Genomic DNA, 20184 nt, shown 5'->3' with positions numbered 1-20184 from the left:
GTCGTCAACCGGTGACGGCGAGTACGGCGTGATCGTCGATCGCGCTGACCCCGTCGAGCGTCACCTCGAGCACCCGCGAGGTCGCGATGTCGAAGAACAGCCCCGACACCGCCAGTCCGCGCTCGGTCACCGCCCGGCGCACCGCCGGATTACGTCCCAGGGTCTCGAGCTGCACGGCGACATTGACCATGCTCAGCTGGTCCACCTCGTCGTACCCGGCCGCCTTGGCCGCGGCGGCCACGGGATGGCCCGCGAGGAACCGCTCCACCGTCGGCTCGGCGTGGCGCAACCAGGAGCTCAGGCCGCCCTCGGTGGCGGCGGCGGAGTGCACCGCCTTCATCGCACCGCACGAGGAGTGCCCACACACCACCACCGAGCGCACCGCGAGGCTGTCCAACGCGAAACTCAGTGCCGCTTCGACGGAATCGTCACCGCTGACCGGGACCAGATTGCCCACATTGCGCACGGTGAACAGGTCGCCGGGACCGCTGTTGGTGATCACGTTGGGCACGATCCGCGAATCCGAGCAGGTCAGGAAGAACGAGTCCGGGTCCTGACTGTCGTGCAGCCCGTCCAGATGCGGTCGCACGACGTGCGCGTGGCCACGGTGATAGGCCGCGACACCCGCGGTCACCGCGTCGCCGCCGGACTTCTGGTGCCGCCACGGGCGCAGCATGTCGTCGATGGCGGCGCGCCCGAATCCGCGGATCGGCGGCGCGGCCGGGGTATCGGCCATCCGCGCACTGCCGATCTCGACGAAATCGACACGGCCACCGCCGCTTTCCTGCTGACGCTGCCACTCCTCGATCGCCTCGAACGCGGCGTGATCGAGGAAGTCGACGGTCATCTCGACGGTCACATCGGCGCCCGCGGGCACCTTCGCCAGCTCCCCCGACAGTTTCGGCAAGGCGAGGAAGGTGCACGAGCCGTCGATGTGGACCTGCCAGCGGCCGTCGGGCATCGGGGTCGCCGCCACCTGCACGCGCACGACCCGCCACAGCAGCAGCCCGAACGCCAGGGCGAGGCCGATGACCACGCCTTCGAGCAGGTTGGTGAACACCACGCCGAGCACGGTCACCACATAGACCAGCAGGTCACCGGTGCGCCGGGCCAACCGGATGTGGGCCAGTTTCACCAGCTGCATGCCGATGACGATGAGCAGACCCGCCAGCGCGGCCTTGGGGATCTGCTCCACCAGGCCGACCAGCGCCACGGAGAACAGCAGAATCCAGAGTCCGTGCAGCACGGTCGAGGCCCTCGTGCGCGCGCCGGCCTGCACATTGGTGGCGCTGCGCACGATCACACCGGTGATCGGCAGGCCACCGACCAGGCCCGAGACGACGTTCGCCGTGCCCTGGCCGATGAGTTCCCGATCGAAACCGGTGCGCGGACCGGTGTGCATCTTGTCGACCGCGACGGCCGAGAGCAGGCTCTCCACGCTGGCGATCAACGCGATGGTCAGCACCATCATGGCGACGGCGGACCAGTTGCCCGAGGGCAGTTCCGGCAGGCCGAGCGCGTCGAAGACCGACCCGCTCAGGGCGATGCGCTCGACCTCGGGCAGGCCGAGCGAGAGCACCGTGCCCACCAGCACCGCGACCAGCGGGCCCGGCACCGCCCGCAGCTTCGGCGGGACGTACTTCCAGCCGAGCATCACCGCGATCACCACGGCGCCGACGAGCGCGTCACTACCGTGCAGCGAGAGCAGCTGTCCGGGGAGTTCGATCAGATTGCGCAGCGCGGTGCTGTGCGAGGAACCGCCGAGCAGCACGTGGATCTGCTGCAAGGCGATGGTGATGCCGATGCCGGCCAGCATGGCGTGGACCACCACGGGGGCGACGGCGAGCGCGGCCCGCGCGATCCGGCTGAGCCCGAACACGATCTGCAGCACGCCCGCGGCGACGACGATGAAACAGGTGACGCGCCAACCGAATTGCGCGATGGACTCGGCGACGACCACGGTCAGACCCGCGGCGGGGCCGCTGACCTGCAGGACCGAGCCGCCGAGCAGGCCCGCGACCACGCCGCCGATCACGGCGGCGACGAGACCGGCGGCGATCGGCGCGCCCGAGGCGACCGCGATGCCGAGCGAAAGTGGCAGTGCCACCAGGAAAACTACGATGGAGGCGGGTAGATCGTGACGCAGCAGCGTCTGTTGCCACGCGGGACGGGACGACTCGTTCGACGAACCCTCCGCGGCAGGCGGGGCGAGGTCGTTCTCGACAGACATAACTCTCCTTCGCCGGCTCCCGGCGCTGGGCCGAGGCCGATCATCACGAGGACGGTGAAGCAAAGGGGCTGGAGCATTGACAGATGCCGGTGCGACGGCGAACCGGGTACGAATGAATCCAACCTATTAGTAAAGAATTGGCAAAGCCAGTGTGCCGCACAAATAGTGGGTCTCGCCATAACGGCAGGCAGGGTGTGGTGTGACCCACAACTATCCCGCTCTACACCGGTTCGGCGGCGGCGCGACGGGCCTCGTCGAAGTCGGCGATCCCGTCGGCGGTGATCTCGATGACCCGCGCGGTCGCCAGGTCGAAGAACAGCCCCGACACCGCGACCCCGCGCTCCTGGATGCCACTGCGCACCGCCGGATAGTCGATCAGGGTCTGCACCTGCCGGGCCACGTTCACCATGCCGAGCTGGTCGACCGAACCGAAGCCCGCCAGCCTGGCAGCCTCGGCAACGGGGTGACCGGCGTGGAACGCCGCCAGCGTTGGCTCGGCATGGGCCAGCCAGTCGTCGAGTCCCGGCCCGGCCTGCACCTGGCGGTACAGCGCTTCCATCGCCCCGCAGCCACTGTGGCCGCACACCACCACCGAGCGCACGTCGAGCTTGTCGAGCGCGTAGATCAGTGCCGCTTCCACCGAGACGTCGGAGCCGCCGACCGGCACCAGATTGCCGACATTGCGCACCGTGAACAGGTCGCCGGGACCACTGCTGGTGATCACGTTGGGCACGATGCGGGCGTCGGCGCAGGTCAGGAAGAAGGTGTCGGCATCGGGCCGGTGCCGCAGCCCGTCCAGGTGCGGGCGCATCAGGTGCGCGTGCTGGCGATGGTAGGCCGCGATGCCCGCGGCGATCGGGTCGACGCCGCCGCTGCGCCGCCACGGCCGGATCGCCTCGTCGACCGCTTTCCGCGCATGGCCGTGTTCGGGGGGCCCGTCGTGGGTGCGGGCCATCCTCGCGGCCCCGAGCTCGACGAAGTCGACTGTGCCGCCGCCGGATTCACGGGCGTCGGCCCACTCCGAAAGCAACTCGCACGCCGCGTGGTCGAGGAAGTCCACGCTCAGTTCGACGGTCACGTCCACACCCGCCGGCACCTTCGCCAGTTCGGACGTGAGCCGGGGCGCGGCCAGGAAGGTGCAGGTGCCCGCGATGCGCACCAGCCAGGTCCCGTCGGCGCGCGGCGCCGCGACGATGGTGAACTTCACGACCCGCCACAGCAGCAGCGCGAACGAGGCGAGAAGTCCGACCACCATGCCCTGCAACAGGTTCAGCGCCACCACGGCGATGACGGTGACCAGGTAGACGTAGATGTCGCCGGTGCGGCGGGCACGCTTGATGTGCGCCAGCTTCACCAGCTGCACCCCGATCAGCACCAGCAGCCCGGCCAGCGCCGCTGTCGGAATCTGGCGGACCAGGCCGACCAGCACGATCGCGAACACCAGGATCCAGCCACCGTGCAGCACGGTGGCCGCCCTGCTGCGGGCGCCCGCGTTGGCGTTGGTGATGCTGCGCACGATGACCGCGGCGATCGGCAGGCCGCCCAGCACGCCGGAGACCATGTTCGCCGCACCCTGACCGAGCAGTTCCCGGTCGAAGTCGGTGCGCTGATCGGGGCGCAATTTGTCGACCGCGACAGCCGAGAGCAGCGTCTCCACACTGGCGATGAGGGCGATGGTGAGCATGGTGAGCGCGATCGGCAGCCACCCGCCGTGCGGCAGCGCGGGCAACCCGATGCCGTCGAGCAGCGAGCCGTCGAGGCGCACCCGTTCCACCGTCACCGGCAGCACCAGCGAGACCACCGTCGCCACCACCACCGCGACGAGCGGGCCGGGCACCACCCGTACCCGGCGCGGCAGATACTGCCATCCGATCAGCACGGCGATCACGAGCAACCCGACGAACAGGTCACCCTTCTGCACCGACATCACCTGATGCGGGAGCGCGACGATGCTCGCCCACGGCGAGCTGACCGTCGCGCCGCCGAGCAGGACGTGGACCTGCTGCAGCGCGATCACCACTCCGATGCCGGCGAGCATCGCGTGCACCACGACCGGCGCGATTCCCAGCGCGGCGCGCGCGATCCGACTGAGCCCGAACAGAATCTGTAGTACACCAGCGCCGACAGTGATGAAACACATAGCGGCCCAGCCGAATTGCTGGACCGCTCCCGCCACGACGACGGCGAGACTCGCGGTCGGCCCGCTGACCTGAACCTTCGAGCCGCCGAGCAACCCGGCGACCACCCCGCCGACAGCGGCGGCGATGAGCCCGGCGACGACCGGTGCGCCGGAGGCCAGTGCGACGCCGAGCGACAGCGGCAGGGCCACCAGGAAGACCACCAGTGACGCCGGAAGGTCTTGCTGGAGAACCGATTTCAGTGACGCGCACGACATCGGACGCGCCGTCGCGGTGGTAGTGGTCGTAGTGGTGCCCGGATCATTGTCGGTCATCATTCTCCTTCGCCGGGGCGGGTGAGCTCCCGGTTCATCGGTCGAACATGCACTGGCAATTGATGCTGAGCTGCGAGCGAACGGCGGATCTGCAGCACTGCTCGAAGAGATCGGACCCCAGACACAGAGTCGGGTTAATAGTAAAGAAGTTCCCAAGCATTAGAAAACGTTCTGGGAAGAATGGGACGGAATCGCCGTCGTTCTGTGACCTCAGTCACAGAGCAGGTTCTCGGCCAGCTGCCGTTGCGTCGCCTGGTCGAGACCGGCACGGGTCGCCCACGCGGTGGGGCCACCGTGCTCGGTGTCCAGGTGGGTCAGGAACTGGCGCATGGTGATCGCGTCGGCGGCGAACACCCAGGCGGGGAGCCGATCGGCCGCGTCATCCGGTCGGGCAGGCCGGCCGTCGCGAGCCCGCAGTGCGGCGATGTTCGGGGTGGTCGCGGCGTAGTCGGCGATGATGTCGTCCGCGCGTACCCCGGCGACCGCGAGCAGCAGGGCGATCACCACCCCGGTCCGGTCCTTGCCCGCGGCGCAGTGGATCAGCGCGGGCAGCTGCCCCGGAACCGAGAGCAGACGCAGCACGGCGGCGATGTTCTCGCTGCTGTGCTCGAGGTATTCGCAGTACCGATCGAACATGCTCCCGTCGGGCGAGACCTCGGTGAGGTCGAGCCGCACCCGGTCCGCGCCGTAGACGTGCAGGTTCCGGTAGTCGGCGACGGCGTCGACCACCGCACCCGTTCCGTCCGTGACGATCTCGTCCGGCGCGCGCAGGTCGACGACCGTGCGAAGGCCGCAGTCGGTGAGCAGAAACGACACGTCCCCGGCATCCAGCCGGGTGAGCAGATCCGACCGAAACACCCGCAGGCGACGCACCTGCCGCCCGTCCACTGTGCGCAATCCACCCAGATCGCGCGCGTTCACCGCACCGCGCAGCGGCAATTCCCGGCCCATCGCAGAACTCACACCGTTGGTCATCACAATCCCCGTTCTCAATTTCCGCAGCACCTGCTGCCGAACGTTGATCAACGGTATTCGGTGCCGAGCACCCGCAATTCCGAAATCCGCTCTCCCCGAACGAGCTTCCGACTATTTGCGCAGGTCAGAACACTTCATATGCCGATTCGATCGCGAAATGCGATGGACGGATCGAAATATTCGATACGAGTCGGCGGCAGCTGTTCTCATCGATACCGTCGGCACGAAAACTTCCGTGTCGAAAGGTATGTCGCATGCACCTGACAATCGTCGGAAACCGAGCCGGTATGCCCGCCGACGGCGCAGCCAGTTCGGGCTATCTGGTCGAAACCGGCCAGTCGAGAATTCTGCTCGACTGTGGTCCCGGCATCGCGGTGATGCTCGGCAACTACCTGCACGCGAGCCTGCTCGACGCGGTGGTGATCAGCCACCTGCATCTGGATCACTGCTACGACGTGCTGCCCATCGGCAAGCAGGCGATGCGCAGAGCCCCCGGCGCCCCGGACCGCCGGATCAAGCTGTTCGTGCCGAAAGGCGCTCGCGCGAGGCTGGATCAGCTCGCCGCGCTGTTCCCGGTGAAGACCTTTCCCGACCTGAATCGGGCGTTCGACCTGGCCTACGAGGTCATCGAATACGAGCGCGGCGCAACGCAGACGCTCACCGACTGCAGCATCGAGCTGGTGCCCATGGTGCACACCGAACCCGCCTGCGGGATCCGGATCGAAAGTCCCACCGGCAGTATCGCGTTCACCGGCGACACCGGCTGGAACGACAACCTGGTCGCGCTCGCCGCCGATGTCGACATCTTTCTCGCCGAGTCCACCCTCGCCGAGCCGGATCACACAGCTCACGGCCATCTGTGCGCCACCGAGGTCGGCCGGGCCGCCGCGGCCGCGGGTGCGCGCTCGGTGGTGCTGACCCATCTCGGCTCGGCACAGCCGCAATGGCAGCGGGCTCGATGCGACGACGTGTCGGCGGAGTTCGATGGGCCCGTGCACCTGAGCCGACCCGGCATGCGGTTCTCGGTGCCCGCCGAACAGCCGAGCTGAGCGCTACACCGCGACCGTCAGTGTCGCGAGGCCTCGCAGGTTGATCCGGCCGTTCCAGGTCTGGTCGACCACCGCGGCCTCGGGAAAGCGGGCCACGAAGCGCGGGAACACGATCCGCGCCTCCATCCGGACCAGGGCGGCGCCGAGGCAGTGGTGGATGCCCGCGCCGAGCGAGACGTTCTGGTGCGCGTTCGGCCGGTCCAGGCGCAGGTCGTCGGCGTCGGCGCCCCAGAATTCCGGGTCCCGGTTGGCGGCGGCCAGTGCGCCGATCACCCAGCTGCCCGCCGGGATCTCGTGCTCGCCGACGCGCAACGGCGCGAGGGTGATCCGGCGCATCAGGTGCACCGGGGTGTCGAAACGCATCAGTTCGTCGACGGCGCCGGCCGCCAGGTCCGGCTCGGTCCGCAGCCGCCGTGCCTGGTCCGGATGCCGCAGCAGCGACAGGATTCCGCTGCCGAGGTGGGTCACCGTGGTCTCGTGGCCGGCGATGTAGAGGAACATCACCTGCGAGATCAGCTCGTCCTCGCTGAGCATGTCGCCGTTGTCCTCGGCGCTGATCAGCGCGGTGAGCAGGTCGTCGCCGGGGGCGGCGCGCTTCCAGCGGATCAGTTCACGGACCATCCCGAACAGTTCCTGGTTGGCGGCCCTGATTCGGTCCTGGGTCTCGGCGCTCGCGAACGGCTCGAACACCAGCACGACGATTTCGGTCAGCTCGCGCAGCCGGGTGTGTTCGCCGACGGGGATCCCGAGCATCTCCGAGATGATGGTGAACGGCAGCGGAAAGGCCAGTTCGGCAATGACATCCGCCGTGCCCGCCGCGGCGATCCGGGCCAGCGCTTCCTCGACGAGTTCCTCGACGCGGGGCTGCAACGATTCGATGGACCGGGGTGTGAAGGCTTTCGACACCAGCCGCCGCAGGCGGGTGTGGTCGGGCGGATCCTGGTCCAGCATCGACAGCCCGCCCATCACCCGGCTCTCCTTGCGGACCTCGGTGCTGCCGCTCTTCCACGCGGGCAGATGCCGCAGGTGCTGCTCGTCGACGGAGTGCGGCGAGCGCTGCAGCGCGGCCACGTCGGCGTGCCGGGAGATGATCCAGAATCCGAGCGGATGTTGCTGCGCGGGTCCGGCGGCGCGCAGCTGGGCGTAGTGCGGATAGGGGTCGTCGGCGAATCCCGGTGCGGCGGGATCGAAGACGAAGGTCTCGGTGCTCATTCCAGGTATCGCTTTCTTGCCGCTGCTCGCATGATCTTTCCGCTGCTCGTCTTCTGCACGGTGTTCGGCGCGGCGAGCACCACGTCCGCCACGGCGAGTTCGTGCTCCTGCGTCACCGCTGCCCGGATGGCGCCCACGATGTCGTCGGCATCGGCATCGGCATCGCGCTCGAGTTCCTGGACGACGACCAGTTTCTCGCCGTCGCGTCCCGGCACCGCGAACGCCGCGCCACTGCCGGGTCGTAGCGCCGGGTGCGCGCGCGCCACGGTGTGCTCGATGTCGTGCGGGTAGTAGTTGCGGCCCCGGATGATGATCATGTCCTTGAGCCGGCCCACCACGTACAGTTCCCCGTCGACGACCAGGCCGAGGTCGCCCGTGCGCAGGTAGGCGCGCTCGGCATCGTCGGCGAGGCGAGCCTGGAAGGTCGCGGCGGTCGCCTCGGGCAGGCCCCGATAGCCCTGGGCCACATGGTCACCCGCCACCCAGATCTCCCCTGCCCGATCCGGCGCGCAGAGCTCGCCCGTCTCCGGGTCGACGATGCGCAGTGCCTCACCCGGCAGTACCACTCCCGAACCGACGAGCGTGCGACCCTGATCCACCGCGGCCGCGACGTAGCGTCGATCGGCGAGCGCGTCGATGTCGGCGTCCAGCAACCGCGGACCGCGTCCCTTCCCGCTCGCCGAGACGAGCAACGTGGCCTCTGCCAGCCCGTAGCAGGGGAACACCGATTGGGCGCTGAACCCCAGCGGGGCAAAGGTTTTCGCGAATCTGTCCAGGGTCTCCGCCCGGATCGGCTCGGCGCCGTTGAAGGCGACCTTCCAGGAACTCAGGTCCAGATCGGGCAGTTCGCCCGCCGCCGCGCGCGCGACACAGGCGTCGAAGGCGAAGTTCGGGCCGCCACTGGTGTGCGCGCGATAGCGCGAGATGGCCTCGAGCCACCGCAGGGGGCGTCGGATGAAGGTGGTCGGCGACATCTGGATACAGGTCGCGCCGACGTACACCGGTTGCAGCACATTGCCGATCAGGCCCTGATCGTGGAAGAACGGCGCCCAGCCGACGACGGTCGAGTCGCGGTCGTGGCCGAAACTGTGCCGGATCATCTCCTCGTTGGCCACGAGATTTCGATGCGTCACCATCACGCCCTTGGGCGCTGAGGTCGACCCGGAGGTGTATTGCAGGAACGCCACCGAATCCGGATCCACCGCCATCGGCGTGAAAGCGGTTTCCGCCGTGGGCAATTCGTCGACGGCCAGCCACTGCCGTGCGGTACAGAGCGGCTCGAGCACCGATCGCAGGGGCTCGAGCACCTCCCCGATCGACAGCACGGCGGTGGGGGCGCAGTCGGCGACGATGGCGCGGGTCGCGTCCTGAACCTTGCCGCGCCGCGGCGGATTCACCGGCACGGCGACGATATTCGCGTAGAGGCAGCCGAAGTAGGCGGTGATGAATTCGACGCACTGCGGGAAGACCAGCAGGGCACGGTCGCCCGGTTCGCACCGCGCGCGCAGCAGTCGCGCCACCGCCATCGCCTGGTCGTGGAGTTCGCGATAGGTCGTGGTGGTGTGCTCGGCACCGTTGTCGTCGAGGAAGATGTAGGCGATGCGGTCCGGCTCGTCGACGGCGCGACGCGCGAGGATGTCGGGTAATAGCTGCACGTCGGTCCTCAGGTCAGGGCGGCGGTCATGATCGCCGCGATAGCCGCGCGATGTCGATGGTGGAACAGGTGATCACCGGTGAACTCGTGCGTGGCGAACGGGCCGTCGGTCACCGTGCCCCACGCCCACACTTCTTCGGGATCGGCGATCGGGTCCTCGGTGCCGTAGAACGTCGTGATCGGGCAGGCGAGCCGGGGGTGCGGCCGGTGGCTGTACTCCTCCGACAACTCCAGATCCGCCCGCGTCAGCGGTAGCGCGTACCGCAGGAAGCTCGCGCTGCGGCCCGCCGCGCCCCACGCTCCCATCGCCGCCATCGCGTCGGCGAAGTCGTTGTCGGGCAGGCGATGCAGGACCGCGCGACTCGCCGCCAGGTGCGGTGCGCGGCGACCGGAGACGAACAGGTGGATCGGTGGCCGATCCGCGAGGGTCAGCGCACGGGCCAGTTCATAGGCGATCAGCGCGCCCATGCTGTGGCCGTAGATCGCCACCGGCGTTTCCGCCGATTGGGTTATCTGGCCGACCAATTCGTCGACCGCCTCGCCGACCCGGTGCAGCGGCGGCTGCTGCGCGACGTCCTCGCGGCCGGGGAGCTGGACGCGGACCACCCCGATCTCGGGCCCGAACAGGTCTGGCCAGCGGTTGAACGACGACGCCCCGGCGCCCGCGTGCGGGATGCACACCAGCCGCACCGCGGCGGGCGCGGTGTCGCTGCGCAACCACGATTTGACCAGTCCGGTGCCGGTCATGGCGCCCGCCGCACGTCGACGGGAAGGCTCTTCAGGCCGCGCACGATGAAACTGTGGTCTTGCCACTCGAGTTCGGCCGGTCGTTGTTCCAGGTGTTCGGAACGGACGAACAGGTACTCGAAGGCGACCTGTGCCTGCAGTTCGGCGAGAAGTCCGCCGAGGCACCCGTGCATACCGTGGCCGAAGCCCAGATGTCCACCGCCGGTGCGGGTCAGGTCGAACTCGTCGGGCCCGGTGAAGACGGCGGGGTCGCGGTTGGCCGCGCCGAGGCACACCAGGATCTGGTCGCCTGCCGAGATCCTGGCTCCGTCGAGCTGGATATCGCGGGTGGCCAGGCGCTTGGTCAATTGCAGCGGCGGGTCGTAGCGCAGCGCCTCGGTGACCGCCGCCTCGACCGATTCCGGTCCGCGGCGCAGCAGCGCGGCCTGCTCGGGGTGTCGCAGCAGGGCGAGCGTTCCGTTGCCGATCAGCGATTTGGTGGTCTCGTTGCCCGCGACGAAACACATGATGCAGACGAACACCAGCTCCTCGTCGGACAGCACATCCCCGCCCGCAGTCCGCGCGGCGAGCAACTGGCTGATCAGATCGGTGCCCGGCCGGGCTCGCCGTTCGGGCAGCACGGCGTCGATGGCGGCGGCGAACTCCTCGACCACCGCGCAGACGCGCTCGAAGTCCCCGGCCTTCATCATTCCGGGTTCGAGCAGGAATCGGATGTCGTGGGTCCACGGCCCGACCCGGCCGCGCAGTTCCTCGGGCAGATCCATCCACTCGCACAACACGGCGACCGGCAGCGGCGCGGCCAGGTCGGCGATGACATCCAAGCCGCCGTCGCGCCAGGCTCGCTCCATCAGATCGCCGGCGACCCGGGTCACCAGCGGTCGCAGCGATTCCACCGACCGGGCGGTGAACACCCGGTTCACCAGCCCGCGCAACCGCGCGTGATCGGGATTGTCGGTGAACACCAACGACTTACGCCCGAGGCGTTCGATCTGCGCGACGCTGCAGTGCCCGAGCCGCTCGGCCTGCCTGCTCACCAGACTGGGGATCAGCCCGGCGCTGAACGAGCGGTCGTGCAGTACGCCGCGCGCCTCGGCGTGCCGGGTGAGCACCCACATACCGAGCGTCCGGTGCACCGGCTCGGCCTCGCGCAACTGCTGGTAGAGCGGATACGGGTCGTGCCGGAATTCGGCGCTGAACGGATTGAACCGAACCCGGGTCCTGGTCGGTGCGACGGGATCGGGCGAGTGCGTGGTCATGCCGACCGCACGCGTCGCTCGGTGAAGAATCCGGTGCGGTAGGGCGCCAGCACCAGCCGCAGCAGGCCGATCTTGCCCATCCGGAAACCGAGCGCCGACAGCTTCAGATAGCGCTCGTAGCGGGCGACCACGTCGGCGCCGACGATCTCGACGGCTTCGGCGCGGTGGGCCCGCAGTCTGCGCGCCCACTGTTCACACGTCCAGGCGTAGTCGAGGCGCCCGTTGCTGATCGAGCGCACCTCGAACAGTCCCTCGGCCGCGGCGGTGATCTCGGCCAGGGTCGGCAGGTCGGCGTCGGGAAAGATCTCCTGCTGCATGAAGGCGCTGGCCTGGTCGCGGGACATGTTCGCGTAGGCGATGGTCTGCAGCGACAGCGTGCCGTCGGGCTCGAGCCAGTCACGGCACCGCGTGAAGAAGTCCCGGTACACACCGATCTTCTGTTCCGGCGAATCGTCGGGGGTCGCGAAGTGTTCGAACGCGCCGATCGAGATGATGCCGTCGAAGCGGGTGTCCGGCTCGTAGTGCAGCCAGTTCTCGGTCCGCACTTCGACGCCCGGGCAGGCGCGCGCGCGGACGAACTCGGCCTGCTCGGGGCTCAGTGTCAGCCCGACAGACCTGGCCACCCCGGCTCCGGCCAACCGTTCGAGGATCGCGCCCCACCCGCAGCCGATGTCGAGGACGGTGGCGGCGTGCTCGGCGTCGATCGCGTCCAGGTGGAATCGCAGTTTGCGGTCCTGGGCGAGTTCCAATGTGTCATCGGGGTTTTCGCGCAGGGCGCAGGAGTAGGACAACGACTCGTCGAGCCAGAGGCGATAGAAGTCGTTACCCGCGTCGTAGTGGTGACGGATCGCTGCGGCGGCCGCGACGGACCGCTCGATATGCACCGACATCGCTACCCCACCCTCCGCCGGCTCTGCTCGTGCAGGTAGGCGGCGACGGCGTCGAGGTTCGGGTTGTCGAACAGGTCCTCGGGCGCCAGATCGACGCCGTAGCGGTCCTCGACCTCGATCAGCAGCGCCACGGCGAGGGCCGAGTCGATGCCGAGGCGGTCGAAATCGGTGGCCGGGTCGATGGTGGCGGCCGGTACCTCGAGCAGACTCGCGAGGTATTCCTGGCACCAGGTGACAATGGCTTCTTTACTCGTATCCATGGTGAGAATTCCTTAGATTCGCTTGGCTGCCATGCGTTCGGCGGAGGGCATTTTCAGGTCCCAGGCGAGACCACAGAACGACAGTGTTCGAATAAGCCAGAAACCGGGGTCGAGTCGATACCAGTCCAACCCGAAAGAGGGCGACTCGGGAAATGCGTGGTGATTGTTGTGCCACGACTCCCCCAGTGTCGCGAGGGCGAAAACACCGCCGTTGTGGCTGTTCTCACGGGATTCGTACCGGCGGGTGCCGAACATGTGCAGGAACGAATTGATCGCCCACACGATGTGCTCGAGAACGAAGATGCGTACCAGTCCGCCCCAGAGCAGGCCGGCGACCGCGCCGGTCCAGCTCATCGAGACCAGGCCGCCGATCACCGTCGGGATCAGCAGCCCGAGCGCCACCCAGTAGTAGTAGAGGCGGGCGATGCGGACCAGGCCACGGTCCTTGATCAGATCGGGTGCGTAGTGCACCACGTTCGGGTACTCGTGGCGGCGCATCCACAAGAAATGCGAGTGGGCCAGGCCGCGCAGGGCCCCGCGCAGGCCGTCTCCGGCGAGGTTGGGTGAGTGCGGGTCGCCTTCGCGATCGCTGTACTCGTGGTGGCGCCGGTGCAGCGCGACCCAGGAGATGACCGGGCCCTGGCCCGCCATCGAGCCGAGGATCGCGAGCACCCAGGTCACCCACGGCGCCGCCTTGAACGTGCGGTGGGTGAACAGCCGGTGGTAGCCGACGGTCACGCCGAGTCCGGTGAGCAGCCACATCCCGAAGAGCAGGGCGAATTCCAGCAGACCGAAGGGCCGGACCAGCAGGAAGGCGAAGGCTACGACGGTGCCGATGATCGGGAGAATATCGAACAGCAGGAAATGGCGTCGTTGCAGTCGATGAATATAGGGACTGCTGATCGTTTTTCTGCGCGGATCGGGATTCATTTGTTCACTTCACCTCAGCGGTAGAGAAACCGGGCGCAACATTATTACCGTAACCATCGCTTCAGCGGTCGGCGACGGCGTGTGACAATTGCCGATCGTCGGATCGGAATTGTTTATGACGGACCAGCGACAGCGCGACACTCAGCGCGCCGAAGCCGGTGGCGAACATCCAGAGGTGATCGGCGCCGAAGACCGCGATGACGGCTCCACCGATCGACGAGCCGAGTGCAGCCCCGAGATACAACGCCGAGCCGTTGAGCGATAACAACATCGGCGCCTGCTCGGGGGCGGCGTCGGCGATCATGCTGTGTTGCTGCGCGGGCAGAAAGGCCCAGCCGACCACACCCCAGATCGTGACGAAGGCGACGGTGCTCGCCAAGGTGTGCGCGGCGATCGGCTGCCAGGCGAGGTTCGCGGTGAAGATCGTCAGCGCGCCGAGCAGGACCGGCCGGGCGCCGAATCGGTCGACGAGCACGCTCCCGCCCCACAGGCCGAAGATCGCGCCGACGCCGTGCGCCATGATCAGCGCGCCGACGTAGTCCGCTCCCACGGCCGGGACCTCGGCGTAGATGGGGCCCACATAGGTGAAGACCATCAATCCCGCGGTCATGCCCGAGATCGTCACCGCGAGCCCCAACCACACCGGTGGGTGCCGCAAGGGCGCGAGTCGCTGACGCAGCGACACCAGGGGTGTGGTGTCGCCCGCCGGAACCGTCAGTGCCACACCGACAGTCGTGATCACCGCCACCGCGGCGACGGCGACGAACGCCATCCGCCACGACGACAGCCCGGCGACCCACACCCCGAGCGGCACACCGGCCACGGTGGCGATCGAGATGCCGCCCAGGATGACCGCCAGTGCCCGTCCGCGACGGTCCGCCGTGGCCATCCCGGCCGCCGCCGCGGCGGCCAGGGGCACATAGATCCCCGCGACGCACCCGGCCGCGATGCGAGCCACCGCCATCACCCAGGGCGACCAGGCCACCGCGGCGAGCAGATTGACGACGGCGAACAGCGCGATCGCGGCCAGCAGCAGGTGCCGTGGCGAGCGCACCCGCAGCACAGTGACCACGACGGGTGCGCCGAGCGCGTAGGCCAGCGAGTAGCCGGTGACGAACAACCCGGCGCCGACGACGGAGACCCGCAGGTCGGCCGCCATCGGTGCCAGTACCCCGGCGACGAGGTAGTTGTCGGTGCCCGCGCAGAACGCGCCGAGCGCGAGCACCAGGACCGGCAGCCACCGAATCGACGACGGCACGGCGGCGGTGTCCGTCACCGGATGCCCGTGCGCTTCACCAGGGTTGGGCGTCGGCATCGCGCAACTCCACGGCGACATCGATGAGTTCGTAGATCCGCATACTCGGTTTCCAGACGCTCGCGTCGGCGATCACCCGGATCCGGCCGGGGCGCCGTTCGACGCTCTTGATGTGCACCTCGAGGGTCATCAGCTCGTCGGTCGCCAGGATCTGCCCGCGATACCGCCACGACATCGACACTCCCACCGGGAGCACGAATTCCGGCGCGACCAGCTCGGCGGCGAGGCCGGAGTCGACCGTCCACTCCTGCATCGCCTGGATCACCGCCTCGACCCCGAGCGATCCCGGCATCACCGGGTCGAGGTAGAAGTGGTAGCCGAAGAACCAGTCGTCGGCGGCGACCGGGCGGGTGGCACGCAGGTAGCCGAGCCCGAATGTGCCCGCGCCGTCGACGGTCTCGATGCTGTCGAGCATCGCCAGGTGCCCGACCGCGCACGGCATGCCGGTGCCCGCGGCGCGCCTGGCCGCCACGTCGATCACCCGGACAGCGGGGCGGCGCTGCTGGCTGTCGAGCCACGTCGGCACGAACTCGCCGTTGTCGAGTCCGTTCTGATTCGCCAGCGCCGGGGCGTTGAAGAACCCGAACAGCGACTCCCCCGCGTAGAACGGTTCACCGTCCACCGCGAGTTCGTAGGAGAACGTCTGCAACACGACGCCGACCAGGACGGTGGTGTCGATCAGCCTGCTGGTCTGCTGAATCGTCTTGTCCCGCAGGTCGACCTCGCGCAGTACGGTCGCGGAGCCGTCGAGATTGCGCAGGCTGAAATCCTCCCCCGGCGAGGTGAGGGTGGCGCCGAGGAAGTAGCCGAGCAGCAACGCCGATTGCAGCGAGGTCTCCATGTAGACAACGTTGGGCATGGAGGCGTTGGCCGACTCGAGGTAGTACCAGGAGTCGGCTGGCGAGTCGTACTCGGTGTGCGAACTGCCCGCGTCGAGCTGTCCGCGTCGTCCGTCGACGGCCATGACCCGGTCGCAGAGCTGGAGTCCGTGGTTGGGCATGCGGGTGGCCCTGCGACCCGCGTAGCCCGAGAACTCGGGGCCGAGCGCGATGCCGAGGTCACCGCGGGCGCTGTGGGTCATGTGGAATTCGCCGAGCAGCGCACGCTGCCCGAAGGCGTTGCGGCGGCCGAGGAATCGGGGAATCTCGCCGCCGGCCTCGGGACCGATCGGCAGACCCGGTTCCTCCGCGACCTCGAGGGTGAGGCCGTGCACGCGCGCCACTACTTCACCCGCACACCGGATCTCGGCGTTGATCCGGAGCCAGGGACGCGGGAGCAGGTCGATCTGGACCACGTCGGCGATCAGCTCGACGGGGCCTGTCATCGGCGCGGACACGGTCACCTCGAAGGGTTCGCCCGCCTGGAATCGGGCCCCGGCCAGGCACAGCTGCAAGCCCGCGCGCACCGCGAAGACCTGGGCGGCCTGCCAGGTGAGCTCGGTTGCCGCGGTGACCGGATCGGGGCCGTCGACGCGGCAGGTGGCGCACAATCGGCCTCTGGCCCATGGCCCTTCACGTCCGGCGATCTCGAGCACCTCGGTGAGGGCGCCGTGGGTGCCGTCGGTCAGCCGGATGTCGGGGTTGACGCCTTCCTGGTCGTAGGCCGGACCGAAGACAGCGGCGATGTCGCCCCTGCCCAGCGCGGCGAGGTCGGTGCCGTTCAGTGTGGTGATGGGCGTGCGGGCGAGGAACTTGAAGGCGTTCATGGTGGTCGCGGGCGCAGGCAGCTCGAAGACCACCGGGTGCCCGGGCGCCGCGGAGACCGCGAGACCGGTTGCCGGCGTGTAGTCGACCATCACCGCGAAGGACTGTTCCGCCCAGCTGGGCGACACGGGAGCGATTTCCGTGTCGGTCCGGACGACGCGCTCCTCGTGACCGAGACTTGCGAGGGCGCGCCGCTGCAATGCGGTCTGCACGTCCATCGCCGACAGGTGCGCGGTCACCAGCTCGGACCGGACCTCGTGCAGGAGGGCGGAAATGGGGTCGACAGGCACGTCGCCCGCCGGTGCGGGGGCCGAAGGTGCCGGTGCGGTGGTGTGTCGCACCGCGGGCACCGCCGAGCTCGGCGACGGGGCCTCCGGTGCCGTGGCCGGCGGGGATGACGGTGCGGGGGCGGGGCTGGTGGCCGGCTCCAGTGCCAGCGACCAGGCCAGGACGTCGAAGGGCTCACCGTCGAAGTCGAGGGTGTCCAGTGGTGTGATGGTCATCGGATCTCCATTCCTCACATCGACGATGCTCACGCGCGCTGCTCGCGTAACCGCACGGCCTCGGCGAACTTCTCGGTCATCTCCGGGGTGGCGATCACGGCGAGATCGGAGTAGCGCTGCAGCACAGTGCCGTTCGGATCACACGCCGTGACGGTCACGGTGACCTCGGTGCCGGTCGCGTTGGCACGCAGGTCGTCGACCACCAGCACGAACGAACTGTCGTCCGGCAAGGGGGCGAAGTACTCGATGCGCCCGATCGACAGCGGCAGGCAGGCCGAGTTCATGAACCACACACCGAGCAACGCGCCGGCCTGGATCGCGACGTCGGCCAGCACCGGACTGTGCAGTGCTCCCGCGTAGTTACCGGTGCCGATGCGGGCGTCGGGGAGCTTGCCTTCGACGACGAGGCGGCGGTCGGCTCGTTCCAGAATGCGGCGCACGCCCTGCAGCAGCGGCCCGTGGAACAGGTCCGCGGCACGGTAGACGTCGAGCCCGTTCTCCGGTCCCACACCGATCGCGTAGCCCGGCCAATCGGAAACGACGGGAGCGGGCCGTGTTTCAGCGGCGAGGAGGAAGGTGCCGGTGAAGTGCGACGGCGCCAGTGTCTTGCCCGGTTCGTCGCTACGGATCCAGACCGTGACGCTGAGACGGTCGTCGACGACCGTCCCCGCCTGCGCCTCGAGCCGGTAGGAGCGTTCGTCCTTGCCGTCGTAGACGATGCCCCGCAGTACCTCGAAGCCGGTGCATTCCACCACCCGCAGGCCGGGGTTCGCGCGCTCGAGCACGTTGATCGCCCAACCGAGTCCGGCGGCCGCCGGGAATACCGGGAACTTGCCGACGCGATGATCGCCGATCACCGCGTCCCCGGCCAGCGGCGCGAGATCACGGTGCGTAGCGAAAGGGCCGGTCGGGGTGAGGGTCACGGCCGTGGCCAGCGGTGCCGCGGGACCGACCAGCACCGACACGTCGTCGGCGCGACCGGGGGCGAACTGTTCGGCGAACATCCGGGCTCCGGCGTCCATCCCGAGCAGCGCGACACCGCGGGCGAGGAAGACTTCGCGCAACTGCGGAGTCACCATGCCGCCGTCCCACGCACCCCAGTTGACGGTGGTGACGTGTCCGGCCAGACCCTGCCGTCGCCAGCTCACCGCCGCCCGGTTGAGGGCTTCGTTGGCGACCGCGTAGTCGGCCTGACCCGGATTGCCGTAGACCCCGGCCACCGACCCGAACAGGATGAGGTGCCCGAGCGTGGCCTCGCGCAGGGCGGTGACCACGTTGTACAGCCCGTCCAGCTTGGTCGCGAGGACGAGGCGGATGTCGTCGGCCGTCTTGGCGGGGAGCAGGGAATCCGCGAGGGCGCCTGCCCCGTGCACGATGCCGGTGATCCGGCCCGCGTCCGGTGCGAGTGCCCGCTCGGTGGCTTCGGCGTCGGTGATGTCGACCGCGAGGTAGCGCACCCGTGCGCCGGTCTCGGCCACGGCATCGACGGTCGCGCGGATCTCACGCTGTGCCAGGAGGTTGCGGGTGAGGCGGTCGACCTGCTTCGGTGTCGGCTGCTCACCCGCGGCACGCACAGCGGCGATGGCAGCGGCCTTGAGGGCGTCATCGGCGACGCCCGCCGCCCATTCCGGCTCGGCCTCGAGTTCGGTGCGTCCGAGCAAGAGGAACTCGCACGGCGTGCGGGCGGCCAGTGCACGAACACACCGCGCGGTCACTCCCCGGGCGCCACCGGTGACGACGAGAACATCGTCGGTGGTGAGGGCGAGTTCGGTGGCCGAGGCGGAACTTTCGACCGCCTGCGGACGCAGCGTCCAGCGGGTGTGGTCGGCGTCGACCCCGACTTCGCGAGCGTCGATCGCGGCGTCGTCGAGTTCGGCGAGGACGGAGACGATCAGTGCCTCGTCGGTCAGCAGCGGCGAGAGATCCAATGCCCGGCAGAACACTCCGGGCGCTTCCTGCGCGAGGGTCTTCACCAGACCGCTGACCCCGCCGACAACGGCGGCGGCAGCCGCTCGTTCACCTCGGTGGCCGAGCACCCCGTCGATGCGGGTGAGCGTGACGAACGCCGCCCGCGTCCCGGCTTCGGCGGTCGCCACCAGGCGGTCGTGCACCAGCGTGGCGGTGTGGATCGTATCGGCGAGCCGATGACCGCCCACCAGCCACTGGCTGTCCGCGGGCAGCACGGTCAGGCACAGATCCAGCCGCGCGACATCTTTCAGCGCGGCCTCGATCGCCCCCTGTACGGTGGCGCCGTCCCATGCGGCTACTCCGGCGTCGTCGCGGGCCGCGACGGCGGCCGTGCGCACGGTCCACCCCTGCTGTTCGAGGCCGGTCGCGAGAGCCGCCGCGGCGTTGTCACCGTGGTCGACGATCAGGGCCGTCCGCTCCGCCGCGTAGGGCTGGTCGACGCGGTCGATGGGGGGAAGTTCGACCGGCACGATCCGCAGCAGCACCGGATCGTTCTCGATCCCGGCCTGGCCGGATCCCGGCTGAAGCTCTTGTTCACCGGCGGCTTCCGAACCGCCACCCACCGTGGGGGCAGCCGGGGTGGTGGCGGGAGCGGCGGAGCCGGCGACGAAATCGACGATGTCGCTCAGGGTCCGCAGTTCGGCGACCTGCTCGGGACCTACGGCGGGCACACCGTCGATACGCTCACCGACCGCACCCATGATCTGCACCCGCTTGATCGAATCCACACCGAGATCGGCTTCCAGATCCAGCGACAACGCCAGCATCTCCGTCGGATAGCCCGTCTTCTCGGAGACGACCTGCACCAACACTGACCACACCGCATCGGCGTCGACCACCGATTCGGTCGCGGGCGCTACGCCAGGTGCCGAAACGACCGACGCGGCGACGAAATCCACGATGTCGCTCAGCGTCCGCAACTCCGCGACCTGCTCCGGACCGACAGCGGGCACACCGTCGATACGCTCACCGACCGCACCCATGATCTGCACCCGCTTGATCGAATCCACACCGAGATCGGCTTCCAGATCCAGCGACAA

The 20184-nt window shown here is 68.8% G+C and carries 14 protein-coding genes; 1 reads left to right on the top strand and 13 read right to left on the bottom strand.

Features of this window, described 5'->3' with window-relative positions; translation table 11 throughout:
* Positions 1-4: 4 nt before the first annotated feature.
* The 3 genes from ACFULV_RS19270 to ACFULV_RS19260 form a co-directional block, all read right to left on the bottom strand.
* The gene (locus ACFULV_RS19270) at positions 5-2230 is read right to left on the bottom strand and encodes a SulP family inorganic anion transporter (RefSeq protein WP_378658433.1); all 2226 of its coding nucleotides are present in this window, start codon (positions 2228-2230) and stop codon (positions 5-7) included.
* A 220-nt stretch (positions 2231-2450) separates the two neighbouring features.
* Entirely contained in the window at positions 2451-4685 is a 2235-nt protein-coding gene (locus ACFULV_RS19265; protein WP_378658430.1) for a SulP family inorganic anion transporter, read from the bottom strand.
* Between the two features lie 207 nt (positions 4686-4892).
* Positions 4893-5657, bottom strand: a complete 765-nt coding sequence (locus ACFULV_RS19260) for a tyrosine-protein phosphatase (protein ID WP_378626859.1) — start codon at positions 5655-5657, stop codon at positions 4893-4895.
* Positions 5658-5911: 254 nt separating this feature from the next.
* On the opposite strand from ACFULV_RS19260, the gene ACFULV_RS19255 reads away from it, so the two are divergent.
* Positions 5912-6706 carry an MBL fold metallo-hydrolase gene (locus ACFULV_RS19255; protein WP_378658428.1) on the top strand — a complete coding sequence of 265 codons (795 nt, stop codon included), beginning with the start codon at positions 5912-5914 and terminating at the stop codon, positions 6704-6706.
* A 3-nt stretch (positions 6707-6709) separates the two neighbouring features.
* Here the strand turns inward: ACFULV_RS19255 and ACFULV_RS19250 are convergent, their stop codons facing one another.
* From ACFULV_RS19250 to ACFULV_RS19205, 10 genes are all read right to left on the bottom strand, one after another.
* The gene (locus tag ACFULV_RS19250) at positions 6710-7918 is read right to left on the bottom strand and encodes a cytochrome P450 (RefSeq protein WP_378658425.1); all 1209 of its coding nucleotides are present in this window, start codon (positions 7916-7918) and stop codon (positions 6710-6712) included.
* Complete coding sequence (locus tag ACFULV_RS19245) at positions 7915-9573, bottom strand: fatty acyl-AMP ligase (RefSeq protein ID WP_378658422.1); 1659 nt, start codon at positions 9571-9573, stop codon at positions 7915-7917. Before ACFULV_RS19245 ends, ACFULV_RS19250 begins: the two co-directional genes overlap by 4 nt.
* An 8-nt stretch (positions 9574-9581) precedes the next feature.
* Positions 9582-10319, bottom strand: a complete 738-nt coding sequence (locus tag ACFULV_RS19240) for a thioesterase II family protein (RefSeq protein ID WP_378658419.1) — start codon at positions 10317-10319, stop codon at positions 9582-9584.
* Positions 10316-11575, bottom strand: coding sequence for a cytochrome P450 (locus ACFULV_RS19235; RefSeq protein ID WP_378658416.1), 1260 nt, complete (start codon positions 11573-11575; stop codon positions 10316-10318). The genes ACFULV_RS19240 and ACFULV_RS19235 overlap by 4 nt, the downstream gene beginning before the upstream one ends.
* The gene (locus ACFULV_RS19230; protein WP_378658413.1) at positions 11572-12465 is read right to left on the bottom strand and encodes a class I SAM-dependent methyltransferase; all 894 of its coding nucleotides are present in this window, start codon (positions 12463-12465) and stop codon (positions 11572-11574) included. Before ACFULV_RS19230 ends, ACFULV_RS19235 begins: the two co-directional genes overlap by 4 nt.
* A 2-nt stretch (positions 12466-12467) precedes the next feature.
* The gene (locus ACFULV_RS19225) at positions 12468-12725 is read right to left on the bottom strand and encodes an acyl carrier protein (RefSeq protein ID WP_378658410.1); all 258 of its coding nucleotides are present in this window, start codon (positions 12723-12725) and stop codon (positions 12468-12470) included.
* Positions 12726-12737: 12 nt separating this feature from the next.
* Complete coding sequence (locus tag ACFULV_RS19220; protein WP_378626850.1) at positions 12738-13655, bottom strand: acyl-CoA desaturase; 918 nt, start codon at positions 13653-13655, stop codon at positions 12738-12740.
* A 61-nt stretch (positions 13656-13716) separates the two neighbouring features.
* Complete coding sequence (locus ACFULV_RS19215) at positions 13717-14970, bottom strand: MFS transporter (RefSeq protein ID WP_378658407.1); 1254 nt, start codon at positions 14968-14970, stop codon at positions 13717-13719.
* Positions 14948-17176, bottom strand: coding sequence for a beta-ketoacyl synthase (locus ACFULV_RS19210; RefSeq protein ID WP_378658405.1), 2229 nt, complete (start codon positions 17174-17176; stop codon positions 14948-14950). Before ACFULV_RS19210 ends, ACFULV_RS19215 begins: the two co-directional genes overlap by 23 nt.
* A 29-nt stretch (positions 17177-17205) precedes the next feature.
* The coding region (locus ACFULV_RS19205) for an SDR family NAD(P)-dependent oxidoreductase (protein ID WP_378658402.1) at positions 17206-20184 on the bottom strand (2979 nt) is incomplete at its 5' end.

Origin of the sequence: Nocardia sp. NPDC057272, assembly GCF_042668615.1 — a bacterium.
Classification (GTDB): Bacteria; Actinomycetota; Actinomycetes; order Mycobacteriales; family Mycobacteriaceae; genus Nocardia.
The sequence above is the reverse complement of the archived record's forward strand: the minus strand, read 5'-3'. Positions and strand labels throughout refer to the sequence as shown.

Excerpts from the sequence above, each read along its gene's own strand:
- ACFULV_RS19265 (WP_378658430.1), bottom strand. The coding sequence starts at position 4,685 with ATGATGACCGACAATGATCCGGGCACCACTACGACCACTACCACCGCG.
- ACFULV_RS19235 (WP_378658416.1), bottom strand. The coding sequence starts at position 11,575 with ATGACCACGCACTCGCCCGATCCCGTCGCACCGACCAGGACCCGGGTT.
- ACFULV_RS19255 (WP_378658428.1), top strand. The coding sequence starts at position 5,912 with ATGCACCTGACAATCGTCGGAAACCGAGCCGGTATGCCCGCCGACGGC.
- ACFULV_RS19220 (WP_378626850.1), bottom strand. The coding sequence starts at position 13,655 with ATGAATCCCGATCCGCGCAGAAAAACGATCAGCAGTCCCTATATTCAT.
- ACFULV_RS19240 (WP_378658419.1), bottom strand. The coding sequence starts at position 10,319 with ATGACCGGCACCGGACTGGTCAAATCGTGGTTGCGCAGCGACACCGCG.
- ACFULV_RS19260 (WP_378626859.1), bottom strand. The coding sequence starts at position 5,657 with ATGACCAACGGTGTGAGTTCTGCGATGGGCCGGGAATTGCCGCTGCGC.
- ACFULV_RS19210 (WP_378658405.1), bottom strand. The coding sequence starts at position 17,176 with ATGACCATCACACCACTGGACACCCTCGACTTCGACGGTGAGCCCTTC.
- ACFULV_RS19270 (WP_378658433.1), bottom strand. The coding sequence starts at position 2,230 with ATGTCTGTCGAGAACGACCTCGCCCCGCCTGCCGCGGAGGGTTCGTCG.
- ACFULV_RS19230 (WP_378658413.1), bottom strand. The coding sequence starts at position 12,465 with ATGTCGGTGCATATCGAGCGGTCCGTCGCGGCCGCCGCAGCGATCCGT.
- ACFULV_RS19215 (WP_378658407.1), bottom strand. The coding sequence starts at position 14,970 with ATGCCGACGCCCAACCCTGGTGAAGCGCACGGGCATCCGGTGACGGAC.
- ACFULV_RS19225 (WP_378658410.1), bottom strand. The coding sequence starts at position 12,725 with ATGGATACGAGTAAAGAAGCCATTGTCACCTGGTGCCAGGAATACCTC.
- ACFULV_RS19250 (WP_378658425.1), bottom strand. The coding sequence starts at position 7,918 with ATGAGCACCGAGACCTTCGTCTTCGATCCCGCCGCACCGGGATTCGCC.